21 protein-coding genes are annotated in these 20,694 nt (G+C 64.8%); 9 read left to right on the top strand and 12 right to left on the bottom strand.

Going from position 1 to position 20,694, the window contains the following annotated elements; translation table 11 throughout:
• The 6 genes from OG405_RS08635 to OG405_RS08660 all read left to right on the top strand — a co-directional run bounded on the left by OG405_RS08635 (nucleotide 1) and on the right by OG405_RS08660 (nucleotide 5,318).
• Nucleotides 1-354: a lycopene cyclase domain-containing protein gene (locus OG405_RS08635; protein ID WP_327152275.1), complete on the top strand. Its 354-nt coding sequence runs from the start codon at nucleotides 1-3 to the stop codon at nucleotides 352-354.
• Nucleotides 354-692, top strand: a complete 339-nt coding sequence (locus OG405_RS08640) for a lycopene cyclase domain-containing protein (RefSeq protein WP_327151094.1) — start codon at nucleotides 354-356, stop codon at nucleotides 690-692. Before OG405_RS08635 ends, OG405_RS08640 begins: the two co-directional genes overlap by 1 nt.
• Complete coding sequence (locus OG405_RS08645; protein WP_327151095.1) at nucleotides 689-1,447, top strand: class I SAM-dependent methyltransferase; 759 nt, start codon at nucleotides 689-691, stop codon at nucleotides 1,445-1,447. The genes OG405_RS08640 and OG405_RS08645 overlap by 4 nt, the downstream gene beginning before the upstream one ends.
• On the top strand, nucleotides 1,447-3,024 hold the full coding sequence (locus OG405_RS08650; RefSeq protein WP_327151096.1) for an FAD-dependent oxidoreductase: 1,578 nt from the start codon (nucleotides 1,447-1,449) through the stop codon (nucleotides 3,022-3,024). The genes OG405_RS08645 and OG405_RS08650 overlap by 1 nt, the downstream gene beginning before the upstream one ends.
• Nucleotides 3,021-4,100: a DUF5914 domain-containing protein gene (locus tag OG405_RS08655; protein ID WP_327151097.1), complete on the top strand. Its 1,080-nt coding sequence runs from the start codon at nucleotides 3,021-3,023 to the stop codon at nucleotides 4,098-4,100. The genes OG405_RS08650 and OG405_RS08655 overlap by 4 nt, the downstream gene beginning before the upstream one ends.
• A gap of 258 nt (nucleotides 4,101-4,358) precedes the next feature.
• Nucleotides 4,359-5,318 carry a hypothetical protein gene (locus OG405_RS08660; RefSeq protein WP_327151098.1) on the top strand — a complete coding sequence of 320 codons (960 nt, stop codon included), beginning with the start codon at nucleotides 4,359-4,361 and terminating at the stop codon, nucleotides 5,316-5,318.
• A 126-nt stretch (nucleotides 5,319-5,444) separates the two neighbouring features.
• Here OG405_RS08660 and OG405_RS08665 read toward each other — a convergent pair whose 3' ends face one another.
• Genes OG405_RS08665 through OG405_RS08675 form a run of 3 tightly spaced genes read right to left on the bottom strand, consistent with a single transcriptional unit; the run spans nucleotide 5,445 to nucleotide 6,900 of the window.
• Nucleotides 5,445-5,906: an SRPBCC domain-containing protein gene (locus OG405_RS08665; protein WP_327151099.1), complete on the bottom strand. Its 462-nt coding sequence runs from the start codon at nucleotides 5,904-5,906 to the stop codon at nucleotides 5,445-5,447.
• 9 nt (nucleotides 5,907-5,915) lie between these two features.
• Nucleotides 5,916-6,560: a dihydrofolate reductase family protein gene (locus OG405_RS08670; RefSeq protein ID WP_327151100.1), complete on the bottom strand. Its 645-nt coding sequence runs from the start codon at nucleotides 6,558-6,560 to the stop codon at nucleotides 5,916-5,918.
• 1 nt (nucleotide 6,561) lies between these two features.
• Complete coding sequence (locus OG405_RS08675) at nucleotides 6,562-6,900, bottom strand: ArsR/SmtB family transcription factor (protein WP_327151101.1); 339 nt, start codon at nucleotides 6,898-6,900, stop codon at nucleotides 6,562-6,564.
• A gap of 251 nt (nucleotides 6,901-7,151) precedes the next feature.
• Between OG405_RS08675 and OG405_RS08680 the strand changes: the two genes are divergently transcribed.
• The gene (locus OG405_RS08680; RefSeq protein ID WP_327151102.1) at nucleotides 7,152-8,504 is read left to right on the top strand and encodes a TIGR01777 family oxidoreductase; all 1,353 of its coding nucleotides are present in this window, start codon (nucleotides 7,152-7,154) and stop codon (nucleotides 8,502-8,504) included.
• A 264-nt stretch (nucleotides 8,505-8,768) separates the two neighbouring features.
• Here the strand turns inward: OG405_RS08680 and OG405_RS08685 are convergent, their stop codons facing one another.
• Both OG405_RS08685 and OG405_RS08690 read right to left on the bottom strand, forming a co-directional pair.
• Nucleotides 8,769-8,969: a CsbD family protein gene (locus OG405_RS08685; protein ID WP_327151103.1), complete on the bottom strand. Its 201-nt coding sequence runs from the start codon at nucleotides 8,967-8,969 to the stop codon at nucleotides 8,769-8,771.
• A 32-nt stretch (nucleotides 8,970-9,001) separates the two neighbouring features.
• Nucleotides 9,002-9,157: a DUF6131 family protein gene (locus tag OG405_RS08690; RefSeq protein WP_327151104.1), complete on the bottom strand. Its 156-nt coding sequence runs from the start codon at nucleotides 9,155-9,157 to the stop codon at nucleotides 9,002-9,004.
• Nucleotides 9,158-9,427: 270 nt separating this feature from the next.
• Between OG405_RS08690 and OG405_RS08695 the strand changes: the two genes are divergently transcribed.
• Complete coding sequence (locus OG405_RS08695) at nucleotides 9,428-10,072, top strand: response regulator transcription factor (protein WP_327151105.1); 645 nt, start codon at nucleotides 9,428-9,430, stop codon at nucleotides 10,070-10,072.
• A 145-nt stretch (nucleotides 10,073-10,217) separates the two neighbouring features.
• Here OG405_RS08695 and OG405_RS08700 read toward each other — a convergent pair whose 3' ends face one another.
• The 3 genes from OG405_RS08700 to OG405_RS08710 form a co-directional block, all read right to left on the bottom strand.
• On the bottom strand, nucleotides 10,218-10,697 hold the full coding sequence (locus tag OG405_RS08700; protein WP_327151106.1) for a hypothetical protein: 480 nt from the start codon (nucleotides 10,695-10,697) through the stop codon (nucleotides 10,218-10,220).
• A gap of 62 nt (nucleotides 10,698-10,759) precedes the next feature.
• Complete coding sequence (locus OG405_RS08705; RefSeq protein WP_327151107.1) at nucleotides 10,760-11,050, bottom strand: hypothetical protein; 291 nt, start codon at nucleotides 11,048-11,050, stop codon at nucleotides 10,760-10,762.
• Between the two features lie 563 nt (nucleotides 11,051-11,613).
• Complete coding sequence (locus tag OG405_RS08710; RefSeq protein WP_327151108.1) at nucleotides 11,614-12,291, bottom strand: methyltransferase domain-containing protein; 678 nt, start codon at nucleotides 12,289-12,291, stop codon at nucleotides 11,614-11,616.
• 414 nt (nucleotides 12,292-12,705) lie between these two features.
• On the opposite strand from OG405_RS08710, the gene OG405_RS08715 reads away from it, so the two are divergent.
• Entirely contained in the window at nucleotides 12,706-15,303 is a 2,598-nt protein-coding gene (locus OG405_RS08715; RefSeq protein ID WP_327151109.1) for an ATP-binding protein, read from the top strand.
• A gap of 361 nt (nucleotides 15,304-15,664) precedes the next feature.
• Here OG405_RS08715 and OG405_RS08720 read toward each other — a convergent pair whose 3' ends face one another.
• The 4 genes from OG405_RS08720 to OG405_RS08735 form a co-directional block, all read right to left on the bottom strand.
• Complete coding sequence (locus OG405_RS08720; RefSeq protein ID WP_327151110.1) at nucleotides 15,665-17,005, bottom strand: ice-binding family protein; 1,341 nt, start codon at nucleotides 17,003-17,005, stop codon at nucleotides 15,665-15,667.
• An 891-nt stretch (nucleotides 17,006-17,896) separates the two neighbouring features.
• Nucleotides 17,897-18,313: a MerR family transcriptional regulator gene (locus tag OG405_RS08725; RefSeq protein ID WP_327151111.1), complete on the bottom strand. Its 417-nt coding sequence runs from the start codon at nucleotides 18,311-18,313 to the stop codon at nucleotides 17,897-17,899.
• Nucleotides 18,314-18,648: 335 nt separating this feature from the next.
• Nucleotides 18,649-19,533 carry a FadR/GntR family transcriptional regulator gene (locus tag OG405_RS08730; protein WP_327151112.1) on the bottom strand — a complete coding sequence of 295 codons (885 nt, stop codon included), beginning with the start codon at nucleotides 19,531-19,533 and terminating at the stop codon, nucleotides 18,649-18,651.
• 55 nt (nucleotides 19,534-19,588) lie between these two features.
• Nucleotides 19,589-20,398: a FadR/GntR family transcriptional regulator gene (locus OG405_RS08735; RefSeq protein ID WP_327151113.1), complete on the bottom strand. Its 810-nt coding sequence runs from the start codon at nucleotides 20,396-20,398 to the stop codon at nucleotides 19,589-19,591.
• Nucleotides 20,399-20,694 lie beyond the last annotated feature (296 nt).

Here is a 20,694-nt window from a genome sequence, read left to right on the forward strand (position 1 = left end):
GTGGACCGCTGGCAGTACTTGATCGTGATGGGCCTGTGCCTCGCGGTGACCGCCCCACTGGAATTCCTCGGACACGGGGTCTACCGGCGCCCGGCGCGTCTTGCCCGCAGCGTGCTGCCGGTCGTGGGCATACTGCTGGTGTGGGACGCGATCGCGATCGCCGCCGACGTGTGGAGCTACAACCCGCGCTATCTCACCGGCTGGACCCTACCGTGGGAGGTACCGATCGAGGAGCTGGTGTTCTTCCTGGTCGTCCCGCTCTGCGCACTGCTCACCTACGGCGCGGTCGAGGCCGTGGTGGACCGTGTGTGCGGCCACCAGGTGCGGCCGAAGCCCCAGCGGGAGCCGACGTGATGACCGGCCTCGGCTACACCGTGCCGGCGATCGTCGCGGCCGCCGCGGTGTGCGGGTGGGAACTGGCAGTCCTGCACACCGGTCTGTTCCGACGCCTCGAATACTGGCTGACCCTGACCATCGTGCTCGGATTCCAGGTCCCGGTCGACGGCTGGCTCACCGAACTCAGTGCACCGCTGGTGCTCTACAACGACGCGCACATCACCGGGATCCGCTTTCCGTGGGATATCCCGGTCGAAGACTTCCTGTTCGGTTTCGCGATGGTGACCGCGGCGCTGCTGTGCTGGGAACACCGCCGCCGACACGAACACCGCACCAGCCGGCCGGCAGCGTCGTGAGCGCCCGGCTCGGCCCGACCGGACTTCCACGGGACCAGGTACCGGCCACATTCGACCACGGCGCCGCCGAATACGACCGCCTCGTCGGATTCAACCCCGGATACCACAAGCATCTACGCCTGTCCGCGCGACGTATGGAGCTACCCGCCGACGGCGCCGGACTCCGGCTGCTCGACGCAGGCTGCGGTACCGGCGCCTCGACCGCGGCGCTACTGTCGGTCGCACCGGCCGCCGAGATCCTCGCCGTCGACGCATCGGCACAGATGCTCGCCCGCGCCCGCGCGAAACCGTGGCCCGCGACCGTGCGGTTTCAACACACACGCATCGAAGACCTCGACACAACGGGCTGCGGTGGCCGTTTCGACGGAATCTTCGCCGCATACCTGCTGCGTAACCTCGCCGACCCCGACGCCCAGCTGCGCGCATTCGCCGCGTTGCTACATCCCGGTGCCCCGCTCGCAGTGCATGAATACTCGGTGCGCGAATCCCTGCCGGCCCGCTTGGTGTGGAACACGGTATGCGGCGCAGTGATCATTCCACTCGGTGCGCTACTCACCGGCGACACCACCCTGTACCGGCACCTGCGTCGCAGCGTAACCACGTTCGACGGTGTATCCCAGCTCCGGGCGCGGTTGCGTGACAACGGCTTCACCAGGATCCGAACGGCCACTGTGCCCGGGTGGCAGCACGGCATCGTGCACACCCTCACCGCGACCGTTCCGCGGCCCGGCTCCGAATCAGAAGGGACGCCGTAATGCGTGCCGACTTCGGCCGCGACCGACTGGTCGTCCACCATCGCGCCCCACAGGTCGCGGGACGTAGCCGCCTCGACCACCGCCCACACGTGGTGGTCATCGGCGCTGGTATCGCCGGACTCGCCGCGGCAACCGGGCTCGCCGAACGTGATGTAGCCGTCGAAATCATCGAGCGCCGGCCTTACCTCGGCGGCCGGGTCGGCGGCTGGACCGACAGCCTGTCGGACGGCACTGCGATCGCAGTCAACCGCGGCTTTCACGCCTTCTTCCGCCAGTACTACAACCTGCGCGCACTACTCCGCCGCGCCGATCCGCAGCTGCACCGACTCGTAGCGATCGACGACTACCCCCTCATCGACGGCCACGGACGCCGCGACACCTTCCGGCGTCTGCCGCGCACCCCACCGTGGAATGCCCTCGCGTTCGCCGCCCGCAGCCACACCTTCCCGTTACAGGACCTGCGTCGCATCGATGCGCGCGCCGCGGCACCGCTGGCGGCGGTGTCCGTGCCCGGGATCTACGACCTGCTCGACCACACCGATGCCGAAACCTTTCTACAGCAGATCAACTTCCCCGCGAGCGCTCGCCACCTTGCGTTCGACGTGTTCTCCCGCAGCTTCTTCGCGCCACCCACCCAGCTGTCGGCGGCCGAGCTGGCGACCATGTTCCACATTTACTTCCTCGGCTCCAGCGAGGGCCTGCTATTCGATGTCCCCACCTCGAACTACGACACCGCTTTATGGTCGCCGCTACACGACTACCTCACCTCACACGACGTCCAGATCCGCACCGATACCACAGTCACCGCCGTGGAACCCGACGGTGACCGAGCCTTCCGAGTGCGCGAGCAAAACGGTCGCGATATAGCCGCCGACGCCGTCGTACTCGCCACAGACGTCACCGGCCTACGTCGCATCATCGACCATTCACCGCAACTCGGCGACCGGGCATGGCGCGCTTCGATCGAGCGGTTACGCAGCGCGCCGCCGTTTCTGGTGTACCGGATCTGGCTGAACAAGCCGGTCGCGCCGCATCGGCCGGCGTTCCTGGCTACCGGAGGCCTCGCCCCCCTCGACAACGTCAGCGTGGTGAACCACTACGAGCAGCAAGCCCGTACATGGGCCGAATGCCACGGCGGCTCAGTGCTGGAACTCCACGCCTACGCCCTACCTCAGCAGCTCACACCGGCCCAGGAGCGCGATATACGCGCTCAGCTGCGCGCCCGCCTGAACCGCCTCTACCCGGAAACCTCCGACGCCCAGATCCTCGGCGAACACCTGCAATGGAACCAGGACTGTCCACTGTTCGGCGTCGGCGACCACGCGCACCGGCCTACCATCCGCACGGCACACGATCAGCTCATGCTGGCCGGCGACGGCATCCGCATCGACCTGCCCGTCGCGTTGATGGAACGCGCCGCCACCACCGGATGGGCGGCGGCGAACGCGTTGCTCACCCAATGGGGCTTACCCGGTCACGACCTGTACACCGTGCCGACCAGCGGTCGCAACCCCCTACTGCGCCGACTCGCCATGCGCTATGCAACGGCGACCGCACCTACCGAGGACTCCCGATGAACAACCTCCTGTTTCGGCGGTGGCCCGATCGATGGCCACTGCAACCCCTCTATCCCGGAAACTGGATAGACCAGCAACCCACCCATCGCGCCGCGAAACCCGCCCTCATCGCCACCACACTCGAACGTGCACAAAAACGCCCGTCCGGGAACTGGTACGTCTTCGCCGCCAGCCGAGACATCCGCACCGACCGACCGTTCGGATTCACCGTCGCCGGAACCGAACTCGTCGCATGGCGCGACCAACAGCGGCGACTCGCCGTCGGCCCGGGGGCGTGCCCACACCTGGGCGGACCGCTGGCGCAAGCACACATCGACTGCGGCGCCCTCATGTGCCGATGGCACGGACTGCGACTGGACACCAGCGGGGTGCCCGGCTGGACACCGCTACCGTGCCACGACGACGGCGTCCTGGCCTGGGTCCGCCTCGACCATATCGACGACGGCAGCCCGCTCGAAACACCCGTTATCGGCGCCCGCCCGCCCGCGCACCGCGCCATCTCCGCAGTAGCCACCGTCACCGGAGTGTGCGAACCCGCCGATATCGTCGCCAACCGACTCGACCCCTGGCACGGCGCCTGGTTCCACCCCTACTCCTTCACCCACCTCGAAGTACTCGAATGCCCGCCCCTCCAACACGACTCGACCGAGATCAACGACCGGTTCCTCGTAGCGGTCACCTTCCGAGTCGGCCGACGGCTCGGCGTCCCCGTGCAGGCCGAGTTCACCAGCCCGGAACCCCGGACCGTCACCATGCGCATCACCGACGGCGAAGGATTCGGCAGCGTCGTCGAAACCCACGCCACACCACTCGGTACCGGCACCGACGGACAACCACGCACCGCCGTCATCGAAGCCGTCATCGCCGACTCCACCCGCCCCGGCTTCGCCCGCGCCCACCACGCCACCCGCTTCCTACGGCCGATAATGACCCGCGCCGCAGCCAGGCTATGGCGCGACGACCTCGCCTACGCCGAACGCCGCTACCAACAGCGGACACAGAAACCGCAAACGATCACCCGCACAAAGCAGCAGCCCGCAATGCGCAGGAAGAACCGTTCGGACACGACTGAATAGCATTCCGAAACCACATTCCCCGATTCAAACCTCACGTCTGCGCCGCCCTACAGCCGGGTTAGACGAAATCATTTCCATGATTAATGACGGCCTTCATGACGGACAGTCGGCCAGATCCTGAATACTTCCTCACCAGTCCGGACCCCGTTATCGTGAACAAAGCACCGGCTTCTCCCGATCCTCGGAGCTCCAGATATCACGGCCACATGGACCGGGTGGAAGTATGCTTGCGCTCGATCGATCCAACTGGAGAAGTACATGACAGCCTTGGCGGAGCCACCGACCGACCGACTGACCAAATTGCGCACGATCGGCGGCATCGGCGCTGCGATGGCGGTAACCCCGTACCTGTTGATCAAGATCGTCTGGACCTTCGGGCTCTTCGTTCCGACCGAGGAAATGGGCGGCGCCGACTGGCGAGTTATCAATGCGACGACCGCGTTCCTCGCCGCAGTGGGCATCACGCTCGCCCTGGCATTCTCCAGGCCGTGGGGGGAAAGCCTGCCCGCCTGGGTGGTGGTCCTGCCCGTGTGGGTGGGCACCGGCCTACTCGTTCCCATGTTGCTGCTGGCGCCGGTGCTCGGACCCGCCGCCATGAACCGCGACCAGGAAGCCGGCTCTCCAGACTTCTGGATCTACGAACAGATCCTCGTAATGATCTCGCTGGTAGGAATCGGAGTGGGTCTGCCGCTCGCCCTCGCCGGCTACGCCAGAGCGCGATGGCCGGAAGCACTGAGCGGATCGATCGCGTGCCCCGAACCACCGGGCAGCACCCGGCAGTTGCAGGTGGCGCTGGCCCGGCTGGTCGCGGCCGGCTGTGCCCTCCTCGGCTGCGTCAAGCTTTTCTGGGCCGCGGGGGGTACTTTCGGGTTGGATACGAACCGGTTGGGCCAACGCGACCTGTGGTGGCAGCTGCTGTCATCGAGTACCGCTGTCTGGGCCTTCATCGGCTCTTGGGCAATTCTGGTCCTGACCGCCCACCGCAGTGCGCGCAGATTCTTCCCGCCCATGGCCGCGGCATGGGTGGCATCGGGCATGCTGTTCTCCTACAGCGTCTACAACCTGCTCACCCTCACCGATATGCAGCAGCCATCGCCCGAGCTCCCGATCGCGGGGGCGTTCGCCAGAGAAAGCGGTGCTGTCCTCGGCGTGATGATGGGATTGACGCTGTTGCTGGTTCTACACGACCGCCGGCGCGCATTACGCGGCCCGCATTGAATACCTCACCTGTCGGCTGCCCACTCTGGGTCGGTCGCCAGGGCGGCCATGTAGTGGACGTCGATCCAGTAACCGTCGAACAGGAGCGCATCCCGGCCGGTGCCCTCGTGGCGGAAGCCGACGGCGTCACGCGAGGTAGTTGCCCAGTGCGTCGAGCAGCCCTCGGGTGCCTTCCTCGCGCCCCTGCCCGTCAGCCCAGAACTGGTCGAAGAAGACGCCGTGCTCGACGTGCGTGAATCGAGTACCCGCATCGGTCGGCTCGAATTCCATTGACGCCACGGATGTCGACATGTGGGCCCCGTCGAGCCACATGTCGTACGTCGTGACGATGCGGACGTGTTCGACGATATCGGTATACGTGGCCTCGTATCGTGAGACCGGACCGTTGTGGAATTTGCCCTCGTCGACGTCGCGTCCGCCGACTCGGAAGTCGAACGCCCACTCACGAGTCTCCACGCGGTCGCCGTCACCCCACCAGACCAGTTTCTGATCCTCGTCGGCGAACGCGTCCCAGATGCGGTCGAGAGGAGCGGGGTAGTCGCGGGTCAGGGTGAATCCGGAGCGAGCGAGTCGGTGTTCTATCGTCATCAGTGCGTCCTATCGCGTCAGAGTGACGTGGATTGTTCCGCTCTCCGCTACTTCCGTCGTAATTCTGTGGGTGAGTTCGAAGCCGCGCAGGTCGTCCCACAGTCGATGACCACGGCCGAGGAAAATCGGGGCGACCAAGAGGTGCAGGTCGTCTACCAGCCCGGCGCGCAGGAAGTCACGCGCCGTTCGGTACCCACCGCCGACGCGCACGTCCAGGTCGCCGGCGGCCTCCGTCGCTTCGGTGAGCACGTCCTCGATTGCGGTGTTGCGGAAGTGGAACGTGGTGCCGCCCTTCATCGGAAGCGACGGACGCGGTGCGGTGTGGGTGAGCACATAGACCGCGGTGCCGAACGGCGGTGTGTCGCCCCACCAACCTTTCCAGTCCGCATCGTCCGGAAAGGCGTGGAGCCCGAACTTCCCCGCGCCCATGATCTCGGCGCCGACACCCTCGGAGTACGCGACGGCGTATCGGTCGTCAACGCCGGTCGTGCCTGCGCCGCTGGTGTCGCCGAAGACGTTCTCCCGGAACGTACGGGTAGCGGCGTAGGCAGCTGTGAGGCGCCCCCAGTCTTCACCCATCGGGTTGTCCGGTGTCGGGTCGGACGGCGTGTAACCGTCCAGCGAGGTGAACAGGTCCATGCGAACGCGGGTCATGTCAGATTTCCTTCGGGGTCGTGAGTGCTAGGTGGATGCCGAGCCGGTCGGCTCGGTGTTCTGCGGGGGTTCGCTGCTCGCCGAGCCACAGGTGCAGAACGTCGAGGGCGCCTGGTCGCAGGCTCACGGTGCGGACGCGCCCGTGCTTCTCCGACGTGACCACTCCCGCGTTCTCGAGGATGCTGAGGTGCTGCATTAGTGACGGCAATGCCATCGAGAACGGTGCCGCGAGGTCGGAAACGATCGCAGGGGACTTCGCCAGCCGCTCCACGACAGCCCGGCGCGTGGGATCCGCGAGAGCGCGGAGCACGGCGTCGAGTTCACCGATACACTTAGGCATATACCTAACTATATTTGCGGTGTCCGATTCCGGCAAGTCGGCTCGGGCCAGCTGTATGCGCTGCGTGGAAGACTGACTCCGCCGCTCCAGGTGAGGCAGGTGTTCTCGACGCGAATGTTGCTCGCGTCGATCGGTTGGTAGTCGGCGGTGGTGTCGCGGGCGCAATCGAGGTTGTAGGGGCAGGACGGCAACAGGGCGCGCCTGGCATGCGGTGCGACCGGATTGCCGCAGGCCATGCGTAGTGTCGGGGGATGAGCATCGACTGTTCGGCCGTTGTCGCGGCGCCTCGATCCGAGGTGTTCGCGTGGTTCGCGCGTCCGGGGGCATTCGCGCGGCTCGCGCCGCCGTGGCAGCCGGTGTCGTTGCTCGACGAAGCCGATTCGCTCGCCGATGGACGTGCGGTGCTCGGCTTGCCGGCGGGCTTGCGCTGGGTGGCCCGGCACGAGGCCGGTGAATACGACCCGCCGCATCGGTTCGTCGACCGGATCACCACCGGCGGTCCGGCTTCGGTGCCCGCGTCTGTGGTGCTGTCGTGGCGGCATATTCATGAATTCGAGGAGGTGGATCCCGCTCACACTCGGATCAAGGACCGAGTTCAGACGTGGGTACCTGCCGCGATGCTGCGTCCGATGTTCGCCTATCGGTACCGGCAAATCGAAGCAGACCTGGCAGCACACGCACGCGCGGCCGACCACGGGCTCGGCGCGATTACAGTCGCGGTGACAGGTGCCGCCGGCTTGATCGGGTCGGCGTTGACCGCCTTTCTCAGTTCGGGTGGGCATACCGTGATCCGCTTGGTGCGCCGCGAGCCACGTGAGCGAGCGGAGCGGCGTTGGGATCCCGACAACCCCGCCGGTGATCTGCTCGACGGCGTGGACGCGGTTGTTCATCTGGCCGGGGCGCCGATCGCTGGCCGATTCACCGATGAGCACAAGAAGGCGGTCGCCGGTAGCCGGATCACGCCGACCCGTAAACTGGCCGAACTCTGCGCGCGGGCCGGCGTAGGGGTATTCGTGAGTGCCTCGGCCATCGGCTACTACGGATACGACCGCGACGACGAAACCCTCACGGAGCAGTCACCACGTGGAACCGGGTTCCTGGCCGATGTCGTCGCCGACTGGGAGGACGCTGCCACTGCCGCTTCTGGCACCACCCGCGTGGTGTCGGTCCGCACCGGGATCGTGCAATCGCCGCGAGGCGGGACACTGCGGCTATTGCGCCCACTGTTCGCTGCCGGGCTCGGTGGCCGCATCGGTTCCGGGCACCAGTGGATGTCCTGGATAGGGATCGACGATCTCGTCGATATCTACTATCGGGCGTTGTGGGACATTCAGTTGCGGGGTCCGATCAACGCTGTGGCACCGCATCCGGTGCGCAACATCGAGTACACGCATACGTTGGGGCGCGTCCTGGGTCGGCCCACGGTCATTGCCGTGCCGGCGTTCGGCCCCGCGGTGCTGCTCGGTCGTTCGGGTGCCCGTGAACTCGCCACCGCAAGTCAGCGGGTGGTGCCGGATCGGCTCGGCAGCGCCGGCCACGAATTCCGCGATGCCGACCTGGAATCCGCGCTACGTCATGTCCTCGGCCGCACCGCGGAATCGTAACGATCGCGGTCGAGCGCTGATCTATGCATTCAGCGGTACCGCAACCGGGCTGTGGAAGCGAGGCGACCTTCGGGCGTCCGACTCGGTAGTCCGGAACATCCACTGAAAGGTCACGCCGGGGAGTTACGACCGGTGGCATGTTATGTGCGGGAACCGCTGGGTCCGCAGTGCGACCGGGCTGTCGGTGGCGTCGGGCACGCTTCCGTGGCCTCCGCCCATCCGCGCGCATGGGCGGATGGGCGGAGGCCACGGAAGCGTAGTCGTTCAGTTGTTGCCGACGATCTTGTCGGTGATCTCGTTGGCCTTGTCCTTGATCTTCTCGCCGCCCTGCTTTATCGCGGCGGAAGCCTGATCGGCTTTGCCCTCGGTCTTCAGGTCGTCGTCTCCGGTCGCTGCACCGGTGGCTTCCTTGGCCCGTCCTTTGAGTTCTTCGGCCTTGTTCTCGAACTTGTCGTGCACACCCATCTCGGCTTCTCCTCGTGGTGTCGTATTGATGGTCAGTACCAGTGTTTGCGGCCGCCCACGGCGCGCCCGAAAGTTCCTACCAGGGCCAGGATCACGCCGACCACCAACAGTACGATTCCCACATTCCACAGGATCGGGATCTTTATGAGCAGACCGAGGATCAGCAGGATGACTCCTAGGGTGATCACGATGACTTCCTTTCCACTGATGGCGCGGCGATAAGCCCACGGGGTGTGGGTCGACCGGCGCGCCGACGAGAGATTCTTTCTCTGTTGCGGCTACCGCTCGACCTCGTCTATCCCGAGCCGATCACGGACTCGGACACGCTGGCGGAGTGGCCCCACCTCCGTCCCGTGCGGGGGCCACTCTCGACATGTCACAACTCTTCTGACGTTATCCACCCCCTGGGGGTCTGTCTTCACCCTTAGGGGTGTGTTCACCCGCTGTAAAGTGAGGCTATGGGAGCTCTCCGGTTGGCATTGATCGATGACTACGAGGTCGTGGTCCAAGGCCTGGCCACGATGCTGCGCACATACCACGATCGCGTCGAAATCGTGGAATTGAACGCCAATACACCCGTGGGCGACCGCGTGGACATCGCACTCTACGACTCGTTCGCCAACCCCCAAGGCGACCGGGACCAGGTGCGCCAACTCTCGAAAAACCCGCTGGTGGACAGAGTTGTCGTCTACTCCTGGAATCTCGAGGCCCGACTGGTGGCGGCGGCCCTGACCAACGGGGCCCATGGCTATGTGAGCAAGAGCCTGCCCGCCGGGCAGTTGGTCGCCGCCCTCGAGGAGATACACCGGGGTGGGCAACCTGTGCACGGTGGGATACCGAGCACGACCAAGGTGATCGGCGGAGATTGGCCCGGCCGTGAGGAAGGGCTGACCCAACGCGAAGCCGAGGTCCTGGCGTTGATCACCCAAGGTCTGAGCAACGCCGACATCGCCGATCGCGCGCATCTGTCCATCAACTCGGTCAAGACCTACATCCGCAACTGCTACCGCCGCATCGGCGTGACCAGCCGTTCACAGGCCGTGCTCTGGGGAGTCGAACACGGCTTCCGCCCCGACCGCCGACGCATCATCGACCCCTCATGAGCTCGGCCGCGACGGCGGCGGTGGGCACGTCGGCGCCGAGCATCAACGCGCAGATGTTCGTAGCCGAACTCGGCCACCACTTCGTCTCAGTGAGTAGCGTGCCGCAATGCCGGCGTTCGGATGCGACCACCGCGTCTATCCGTGTTCATCCGTGATCCCGGATGTCCGGAGGCTGCTGAGTGGCCGTCGCCAGTCCTGGCCATCCGATGCCGGGCCACGATTTCGGCAGAATAATGGAGCCACGCAGGATTTGGCACACAAGATCGTCGTAGCCCTCGCTGATTTCGGCGAGGTGATCCCATGCGCGGTGGCGCTGTACCGGGTCGTCGCTGCTGGAGAGCGTCCAGTAAGCGCATGCCCATGCTTCGGCGAAGCGAGCGATCACCCCGCCGACCGATTCCGTGCCACGCGGAGACCCGGGAACCGGGCGTGGCAGCTGCCCGCTGATCCACGCATCGATCGCGCCCACCACCTCACTGATCTGCCCGTGAACGGCATGACCTGTACGGGGGTCGGCGATCCACTCCTGGTACAGGGCTCCGAGCGCACGGGCCCATCTCGCGATTGCTGAGTCGTTGTCGGGGTGGCCCTGTACCGCACAGAGCAATTGCCCGGCGGATGGCAATGGTGCCTCCGGCCTGCTGGAAGCCCTCGTATGAATCGGAACGTAATGTGTACACACCGGGTTCACCGCTGATCCCGCGATTCGGGTATCCGGTCCTGCTCGGCGAATCCCGTGACAGCTGACGCCGGATCTTCGAAAGTCGCACGGTCCGATTCCATTGTCGTTTCCCGTGCGGCCTGCCTCGGCGGCTCGCTGGGGGCGTCGAGGAGACCGGTGACCAGGGCTGCCACACTTCCGAACCCGAATACCGCGCTGACGATCTGCAAGTCGTGCAGGGTGAGCGGATTCGCGGTAGTCGCGCGGATGGTGGCGGCGCTGCGTGATCGCGTCATCGGTCGGTGGGTTCTGGTCACCGCGCACTCCCTTTCTTCGGCGATATGTCGACCGGCCATCTGCACCGAGCAGTGGCCCGGTCGTGCGGTGCACGCCGGGGATCCCATTCCTGGGCGGCGTCTGCGTCGATGATCATCGGGTACCTCCTGAGATCAGTTCCCGTACCTGGTCGCCGAGCCCGAGCAACCGCTGAGCTTTCTCGGTCGGTGACTCGGTGACACACCTACGGTGCGAATCGACCGGCTCAGCCTGCAAACGGACTTGTTGTCCGCGATGACGAGGCGCTGATTGTGTTCACCCTGGGTGGTGCCGGACACGGACCGCTCTGGGCTGCTGCGTGGGTTCGGACAGGAAACAGCATCAACCGGTAGGTAGACCTACCTGCATCCGTAGCCGATGCGGTCGGCAGCCGGATACCGCGATCGACTACCGTGGCGCGGCCATTGCGGGTGGTGGGGAGGTCGTCGAAATCGGTCGGTGAGCGCCTGGAACGCGATAACTCGCGCAGTGCCGGCTCGGCGACGAGGCCGTGGGCAATGGCCGTTGTATCCGGGTGGGAAGAAATCCGGGGATGAAGGTCCGCTCACGGCATCCGATGGCCGAGCACAGCGAACATGGTGACGGAAAAATGGTAGTCACCTTTGGTGATACCGATCTTCAGTTCCGCGAGTAGAGCCATCCACTCCTCTTCGGTGATCACTCCATCGGCGAGCGCTCGGTCGATCACCTGCGCGAACAATATGCGCGCGGTTCTCGGATCGCAGATCATCGCCTCTGATCCGATGCTCGCGATAGAGAACCCCGCTGCGGTGAGCAGACCCCGTAGGAATCGGCCCGACTCAGGGTTCGGACCGAGGGTGCGCAGGACGGTCGCCAGGCGAGCGATGGTGCCGGGGTCGCCGGGGTGCACGATCGCGGTGGCCCAGTCGCTGTCGATGAGCAGCGCGCGACCGCCCGGCCGCAGAACTCGCCCGATCTCGGCCGTGGCGGCCGCAGGGTGGTCGAGATGCTGGTAGACGCGTTCGCAGCGGACCGCGTCGAAGAACTCATCGGGAAACGGCAGATGATAGGTGTCACCGGCGACGAAACGGGCGCGGGATCCGGCGGCCGCGGCGCGCGACTTCGCGACATCCACCATGTCGGGATTGGGATCGATACCGACTGCATCGCCGTCCGGGCCGACTCGGTCGGCGAGTTCCAGCACTTCGGTGCCCGTCCCCGTGCCTATATCCAGGGCCCGGTCGCCGGAAGTGACCGCCAAGACCTCATGCCCCCACCGCCGCAATCGTTGGACACCCGGTATCGCTGCTTGAAGGTCGAGGATATCGATCAGCGAGGTTTTCGGTTCGTCCGGATCCGCCCTGTCCGCCCCGATGCCGGCAGGTCGAACGGGCCTCGCATCCATATGGAATGAGAAGCCCGGGTCGAACCTCGCGTGGTCGCTGGCCACAATCCCGACTGTAACGCGGAACCGTCACTGCGAGCCGTCACGATCCTGCCATCGGGTGTATCGCGACGTCGGCCGAATATGCGCCCGCGGTGCCGGGGGAGTGGCAGGTACCGCTCGGCTACGATCCGCGATCGAGGTCGCCGCTGCCACGCCGCGGGATCTGGGCGGAAGGCCCGGAGACCGGAATCGTCTTCGATCACCTTCGGTATGCTGGGCGGCTACACTATGAGCCATGTCGGCGACGCGCCGAAAGCGGCTCTGAATTCGATGTCGGCGACCGAAGGTTTTGTTGGTCGTGGTCCGGAGCTGGACAGGATAAGCACATTACTGTTGGGTTCGGCCCGGTTGATCACCCTGGTCGGGTCGGGTGGGATCGGAAAGACGCGACTTGCGACCGAAGCTGTCGGTCGATTCCGCAAAGCGAAACCTATCTCGGTGCATTGGGTGCGGCTGGCGCGTCTGTCGAAGGGTAGTGGCAAGGCCGCTGTAGCGGAAGAAGTCGCTGCTGCGGTCGCCGGCGCCGATTTTTCGGATCGATCGGCCTGGGACGCGATAGTCGATACATTGACCGGGCCCGGCCCGGCAGGAAATTCCGTGCCGACGGTACTGGTGATGGACAACTGTGAGCATGTGCTCGAAGAGGTCGGTCGCTTTATCGCGGACTTGCTGGAGGCGGTTGCCGGGTTGACAGTCGTGGCTACGAGTCGCGAGGCAATCGGGTGGGTCGACGAGCATGTGGTGGTGGTTCCCCCGCTGACACGGCAACAAGCTCTGGCGCTGTTCCGTCAGCGCGCCGAGCTCACCGGCCATTCGATCAGCGACAGAGAACAGCTTGCGACGGCACGCTTGATCTGTCGTCATGTGCACAATCATCCTCTGTATATACGTTTGGCCGCGGCGCGGCTGCTTCGGCAACCGTTGGCGATGATCCTGCATGAATTGAGCGGTGAAGCCGCCGATAAACGAATGCGTTGGTCGCATGGGCCGCGACTGGGTGCGGAACCGCGGCACCGGGGGGTCCGCGATGTCATTGCCTGGTCATACGATCTGTGCCTGGAAAAGGAACGGATACTTCTGGATCGGATGTCGGTTTTCGCCGCCGGGTACGACACCAATCCTGAAGATGAGACCAGCTCTGCCGGTGACGTCGGTACCGACTTGGAAGCTATTCAGATGGTCTGCTCCGATGATTTGTCTCCGGAGCAAGAACCGCTGCGCGCTGATGCGTTGCCGTCTCTGGCGGCCGAGGAAATCGAAGATCTACTCGAGCGGCTCGTCGATCAGTGCCTGGTAACTCTGCACATCACGCCCACGACAGTGCGGTACTCCCTCCTGGAGAGTATTCGGCTGTTCGCCGAGGAACAGCTGGCGCGACGCTCCACCGACGTAGCCGATGAACCCGCGCGATTCGCCGGTCGGCACCGCCGATACTACCGAGATAAAGTTGTTGCCGCGCAGCGCAATTGGTTCAGCCCGATGGAGCAGGAACCGCCGGACTGGGGGTACGCGGCGTGGGACAACATCCTCGTCGCGATAGAGACAAGTCGCGTGTCGGGTGAGCCCGCGGTGGGTCTGAGAATATGTACAGGTTTGATATCCGTTCGGGCGCCTATCTTCAAAGGCTCGCTCCGAGAATTGCGGAAATGGTGTGAACGCGCCCTGCGGGCAACGCGCGCACAGGCTCGGGAAGTGACCGGGCTCCAGATAGAGGCAATGGCCCTGATCGCTTGGGTCGCCCTGTGTCAGGGCATGCACGAGGACGCCGAGCAGCTTCTCGAAGAATGCGCTGCGGCCTGCCTGGGGGATCCGGAGACGCGACGGAACTGGCGTTCGTCTCCGGAAATCGATACGGGGCTTCCCGCTGCTCTGGAATCTGTGTGGGGAGTGGAGTTGATGACCCGTCACCGCGACCCGACAGCCATAACCGTGTTGGGGCGTGCCCGGGAAAAGTACCGTAATCTCGGCGATCGCGCCGGTGAGGCGAGGAGTGAACTGGACGAAGCGATGGCCGCGAGCTTTCTCGGGTCCGCTTCGGCTGCCGTGGAGATCACCCGACGCCACCTCGATCGCATCACCGCGTCGGGGGCGCGGTGGGCGAGAACATGGGCCGAGATGGCCTGGGCGATCGCGTTGACCAGACACGGCGACCCTGCTGAGGCGCTCGCGGTCGCGCGTGCAGTCCTGGCGCAACAGCTGCCCCTTCGCGACCAATGGGGCGCCGCGATGTCGGTGCATATCGTGGAGTGGTCACTGGCACGGACCCTCGCCGATATGATCGCAGCCGGAAGCTCGGGCAAAGCCGAACTCACGGCACTGGCCACCGAGATCGCTCAACTCACCGGTGGCGCCACCACGCTGAGGGACGAGCTGAATATCGCTATCGACCTCGGCCCCTTCGACGACGAAACCGAGAAAGCGACCGACGTCGCCCGCCGGGTGCTGGGACGGGAAGCATTTGTGGTCGCCGAGAGGCAGGGGCGTCTGTTGCGACCGGGACTGCACGAGGCACAGCGACTGGCACTGGGCACCCTCTCCATCGACAGGATGCCGCTGGATCATCCCGCAAGGAAGAACACGCCATCCCATTGGGGCGAGTTGTCTGCGTCCGAAGACCAGGTCGCGGTCCTTGCGGCGGCGGGGTGGACGAACGCGGCGATCGCGGCTCGCCGTGGTAATTCCGCCAGGACGGTCGATGCGCACATGGCCGCGATCTTTCGAAAGCTGATGATCACCTCACGGCAGGACATCGTCGAACTGGTTCCCGCGGACAAGGTCGATCAGGTTCGGCGGGAGATCGAGAGGAGGCCGCGCCGACCTCGCTAGAGACCACTCGGGTCGTCAACCTGATGTGTTCACCACCGCTGCGGCCGTCGTCGGGGCTGCGGAGCGAGTCTGTTCGCTGAGGAGCAGATCGCGACGATGTGTTGCTTCGCCACCCAGGACAAGATGTGGGTGACCGGCCCGAACAAAGAGCGGTGCAAGATCCTACACCGTTGTGGCCGACACCGAGCACTTCGGCACCACCCGGAGTTCGCCGGGCTCAACGACGGGGAGGCGGTGCAGGCGTGCCGCGGCGCCGACGGCCGCGGCGCCGCTACCGGTGAGGACGGTGCTGGTCCTGGCCGCGCTCGCCGCCTCGACCGCGTTGTTGGTGTGTGTCGGCGGTGATCGTGTTGATCGAGGCTTACGGCACAGTGATGGTATTGGTATCCAGGGTGACTGCACCGTTGCGGGCCAATACGCGCCCGGACACAGTGGTTCCGGTCTGCACCGTGATCGAGGTCAACGCCAAGATGGTCCCCACGAAGGTGGTGTCGGTGCCCAAGGTCGCTGAGCTACCCACCTGCCAGAAGACGTTCGAAGGCGAGGCTCCGTTGATGAAGCTGACGGCGCTGCTCGCCGCGGTGGTCAGTGTCGAACCCGCCTGAAAGATGAACACCGCGTTGGGATCACCCTGCCCATCGAGGGTGACGGTACCGGTCAGACCCATAGCGGCCGCCGTGTTGTACACCCCCGAAACCAGGGTCAGCCCACCGATATCCGCCGGAACCCCGATAGCCGGGGTCCGGTCCGCAGCATCGTCGAAGGCGGTCGTCAGATCAGTTTGGGCTTGGACCGCAGCTGCATCCGCGACATGCTGCGTTCCATTGATCACTGTTCCCGGCGGAAACCCGGTCACTGCGCTGCCAGGGCTGAGCCCCAGATCGCCGGATACGATCGAAGGGCCGGTGTTGGTGACTGTGGCACCAGCCAAGACACCGAACGACGCGGCTGTCCCTAAACCAACCGGAGCCGGACCTGAAACGTAGGTGTAGGCAACCCCGTTACTGGTGCCACCGACGGTAGTGACGGTGACCTGCACCGTGCCGGTCCCGGTGGGGGCGACAGCGGTGATCTGCGTAGCGGAGACGACGGTGAACGACGTCGTCGCGGTGGCGCCGAAGGAAACCGCGGTGGCCCCGGTGAAGTCCGTACCGGTAAGGGTGACCGTATTGCCGCCGGCCACCGGACCCGACGTCGGGCTGACCGAGGTCAGGGCGGGGGCCGCGACATAGGTGTAGACAAGGCCGTTGCCGGTACCGCCTGCGGTGGTGACACTGACGCTCACCGGTCCCTGCGCTGCGCCCGCCGGGACGACGACGGTCAGCCTGCCGTCGTCGACCACAGTTGGGATGGCGGAGTTGGCGCCGAACCTCACTGCGGTGGCGGTGGACAGGCCGCTTCCGGTGAGGGTGACCGTGTTGCCGCCGGCGATGGCGCCCGAGGCCGGAGACAAGCCGGCCTTGAACGGTGAGCCGATGTAGAAGAACGATAGGGGATTGCTGGTCCCACCCGCGGTGGTCACAGTCACACCGACTACGCCTTTCCCGGATGGGGAGATGACCGTGACCGACGTAGGCGTGTTGGCTGTGATGGTGGCCGGCTTGGAGCCGAAGCGAACGGTGGTGGCGCCGCCGAGGTTCGTGCCGGTGATCGTGACGATGGTCCCGCCTCCGGTCGACCCCTGGTTGGGAGAGATAGGCATGAGGTGCCTCCTTAGGCGTCAAAGTAGCCCTCTGACACGCAGTTCTGACTATTGTCCGGCCGGCCCCGAGACCGCTGGCTGGCAGGCGGTAATCCGATCGGCGTCCGAATCCGCCCGAAATCGGCGAGTTCTACGGGGATCCCTCAACCCCCGCAGGGTGGGCGGGCCGGCGGGTACCCGCACCCGAGATACGCCTGGTGCCGTTAATTTAGCCTTCTGTTCAGGGATCGGTGAAAGAGCTTTTCCGCAGCAGCGCAGGTCTGGCCTCTGTGACGCCGCATGTATATCCAGTAATGCTCCAATGGAGGCACTTGGCAATGTGTACGCGGATTTTTTTCGTCTGGTCTTTTCCATTTTCGGGCCTCGTCCGGTAGCTATCGGGAAGCTGGACACCGGGTGTGACCTTGTGGTTCGGCTTCGATGGACACCGCGGCCCAGTTCGGCCGCCAGGGCATTGTTCGCGGATTCCGGTACCGGGTGTTCACGAATTCCGGCGGTGTTGTTCGTGAATTCGGTGTCGTTGTTCGCGAATTCCGGAATCAGATGATCGCGTATACAGGTACCGGAGGGCTGAGTGGTTCCCGATCTCGGTCGAAAAATTGACACAATCTGAGCGAGAGCCCGCCACCACAACGGGGTAGAGATTCGCGATCACAAAATTCCGAAAGTGACGTCGAGATTCACGACCAACTGCTGCCCGGATTCGCGATCGGAACCAGGTGCCGGTCAGAGCCGTGTCACCTGGTGTGTGACGCACACTGCCTGGTAGCCGGTGGTGGCGGGTGTAGTTTGCCGCGTGATGAGGGGCTTGACAACGACTAGCTGATCGATCGGTGGACGCTTGTTGGTGCGGAGTCCCGGCCGGTCGGGTTCCACGCGGCGCGCAAGGTGTCAGGCACCGCGGTGAGTTCGGCGTCGACCTCGGCGAGCTCGGCGGCGGCGCGGGCCGGCAACCCGGCATCGGCGCGGTGGCGGCCGAGTTGAGTGGCCGCGCAGATCGGCCACCTCGTCGAGAGCGAACCCGAGGCGCTGGGCGGCCTCGATCACCCACAGCACTGTAACCGCCTGCCGCGAGTACTGGCGGTGTCTGCCCAGGCTGCGGTCCGGTTCGGCCGACAGGCCGCGGGGTTCGTAGTAGCGCAGGGTCCAGATCCCCCCAGAGGAAGGAATCCCGCCTACCGGAGTGTTCGCTGATGGGAGTGACCTAGGTAGGTGATGACGCGGAAGAAAACCCGTCTTCGCTGATGTGAGCCCCACACCTAGTCGATGAAAATACGAAGTGTCGGCAGGCAAAGGTACCGGTCCCATTCAGAAAGGAGTTCTTCTACCGCGAGAGGGACCGCACGAGAGGATGATCACGACCCCTGCGGCGCACAACGGCGTGAGTCGAGTTCGGGCAACGACGCTCGGTGGGGTTGTGGTGTTCCCGAGTAGATCTTCTGGTGCGATGAACCGCACGTTCGGCATCGGCCCGGGCGCGATAGGTTGCCGTGACGCTGCAGGAGCGGTTCTCGCGTGCGTTCGGTCATTCCAGCGGCCAGCAGATGGCCGGTCACCGTCACCGACTTCTCGACCCGGACGGCGGGATCTGCCCTCATGGGCAGATCGAACGAGGAGCGTGAGTAGGAAGCCGCGACTCCGGTCTATAGGCTTTCGGCGCTGGATGACGACGGTGCCGGCTGCTCGGGCTCCGTATCGAGCGAAGCCGACCGGTTGGTCTCTTCGAGGCCGGCGAGATGTACACGTAAGTAGCTCAGGTGCTCCACGATGGCCGCTTCGGCGGCATCCGGGTCTTTCGCGCCGATGGCGTCGACAATGGCCTTGTGCTGCCGAACCGTCGCTCTTCCGACCTCTGGTGAGAGGTTCAGATAGTGCACGGGTTCGGTCTCGTGATGGAGAGCGGCGACGAACGAGGCGAGTACCCGATTGCGTGAAGCCTGCGCGATCAGTGAGTGGAACTTCTCGTCGAGCTTGGGAATGTCGGGATCCTCGACAGAAGCGGACTTCTGCTGTTCGACCACTTCGTGCAGTTGTTCGAGTTCTTTCGCCGTGCGGTTGGTGGCCGCCAGTCGGGCTGCCGGGACCTCCAGATACTGTCGGATCTCCGCGACCTCGGAAAATGCGATGCTGCCCAGTTCGAGCAGGTTGTGCAGCGACTCGATAACGACAGTGCCCAGGGAGTGGTGGTCGACCGAGCTCACGAAGTTGCCACCGCGTGCACCGGGAACTTTATGGATCAACCCCTGCGTCGTCAGAGATCTCAGGGCTTCTCGCAGGGTCGTCCTGCTGACATTGAACTGCTTGGCGAGCGCGGTTTCGGGTGGCAGCATCTCACCACTGTTCAACTCGCCGGACAGGACCATCTGGCGGATACGCTCCTCGACCTGCTCGCGGGGGCGGAGTACCTTCTGACCAATTGTCCGCATCGTCCGCGAAGTCTGCGGATCAGACACACGACTCCCGTTCCTTGGCACCATACCTGCACGATACCCGGTTATTGTCGAACATTGATCAGGGTGGTCGATCATGAACGTGCGGTACGCCCGTTCGGCCGAGGCCGAGGGTGGGCTCGGCGTGTAGCGATCAGTGCTTTCGATACGTGCGGATGTGTTCGCGCAGGTAGGTCAGGTGCTCGACGATCGCCTCTTCGCCCGCATCGGGGTCGCGGGTCTTGATCGCACGCAGGATCGACACGTGTTGGCGCACCGTCTCACGACCGACTTCGGGCGAAAGATCCAGGTAATTCACGGGTTCGGTGGCGTTGTGCAGACTCGAGACGAAGGATGCGAGCACCCGGTTACCGGACGCTCGGGCGATCGAGGTGTGGAACTGACGGTCGAGGTCGGGGATCTCCGGGTCGTCGACGGAGGCGGTCTTCTGACGATGCACGATTTCCGACAGCTCGGTCAGGTCTTTCTCGCTGCGATTGGCGGCAGCGAGGCGGACGGACGGCACTTCCAGATGCTGTCGGACCTCGGCCACTTCGTCGAACTCGATGCTCCCGAGCGCCAGGAGATTGTCGACCGCTTCGGTCATGACGGTACCGAGCGAGCGATAGTCGACCGATCGAACGAAATTCCCGCCGCGCGCGCCGGGAACCTTGGCGATGAGGTGCTGGGAGCTGAGTGTCCGCAGGGCCTCGCGCAGCGTCGTTCGGCTGACATTGAACTGCCGGGCGAGTTCCGTCTCGGGCGGGAGCATCTCTCCGCTCTCGAGTTCACCGGCCAGGATCGCGTCTTTGATGGCCTTCTCGACCTGTTGACGGGGCTTCAGGACAGCTTGTCCGATCATCTTCTGCTCGACGCCGCTGGCCATTGACCTGTCCTCCGCTAGCAGATGTAAATGTTGGATGTTTGCCCTCGGATACACGCTATCACGTGGATCGTGGCCCACCGGTGGCGCCGAAGAGGCACGGCATCCGCTGTATGTGCTGCTCGCGCTCCTTCGGGTTCCTGCGACCCCGGAGTTGTAGCGATCGAGCGCGTAAATGTTGGACCTTGCGCACACTGTCTAGTTACCCTTAGTCTGATGGCATCACCGGACACGTGATGTCGCATCGTCGGCTCGCCGGGGCATGCAGGTCTGCCCAGCGAGGAAGGAACCCCATGAACATTTCGACAGAGCGGTCGACTGTCCCGATGGTTCGGCCCGCCGGAACGAGTCTCATCGGAGCGTCGACCGCGCCATTC

Origin of the sequence: Nocardia sp. NBC_01329 (assembly GCF_035956715.1) — a bacterium.
In the GTDB taxonomy this organism is placed as follows: Bacteria; Actinomycetota; Actinomycetes; order Mycobacteriales; family Mycobacteriaceae; genus Nocardia.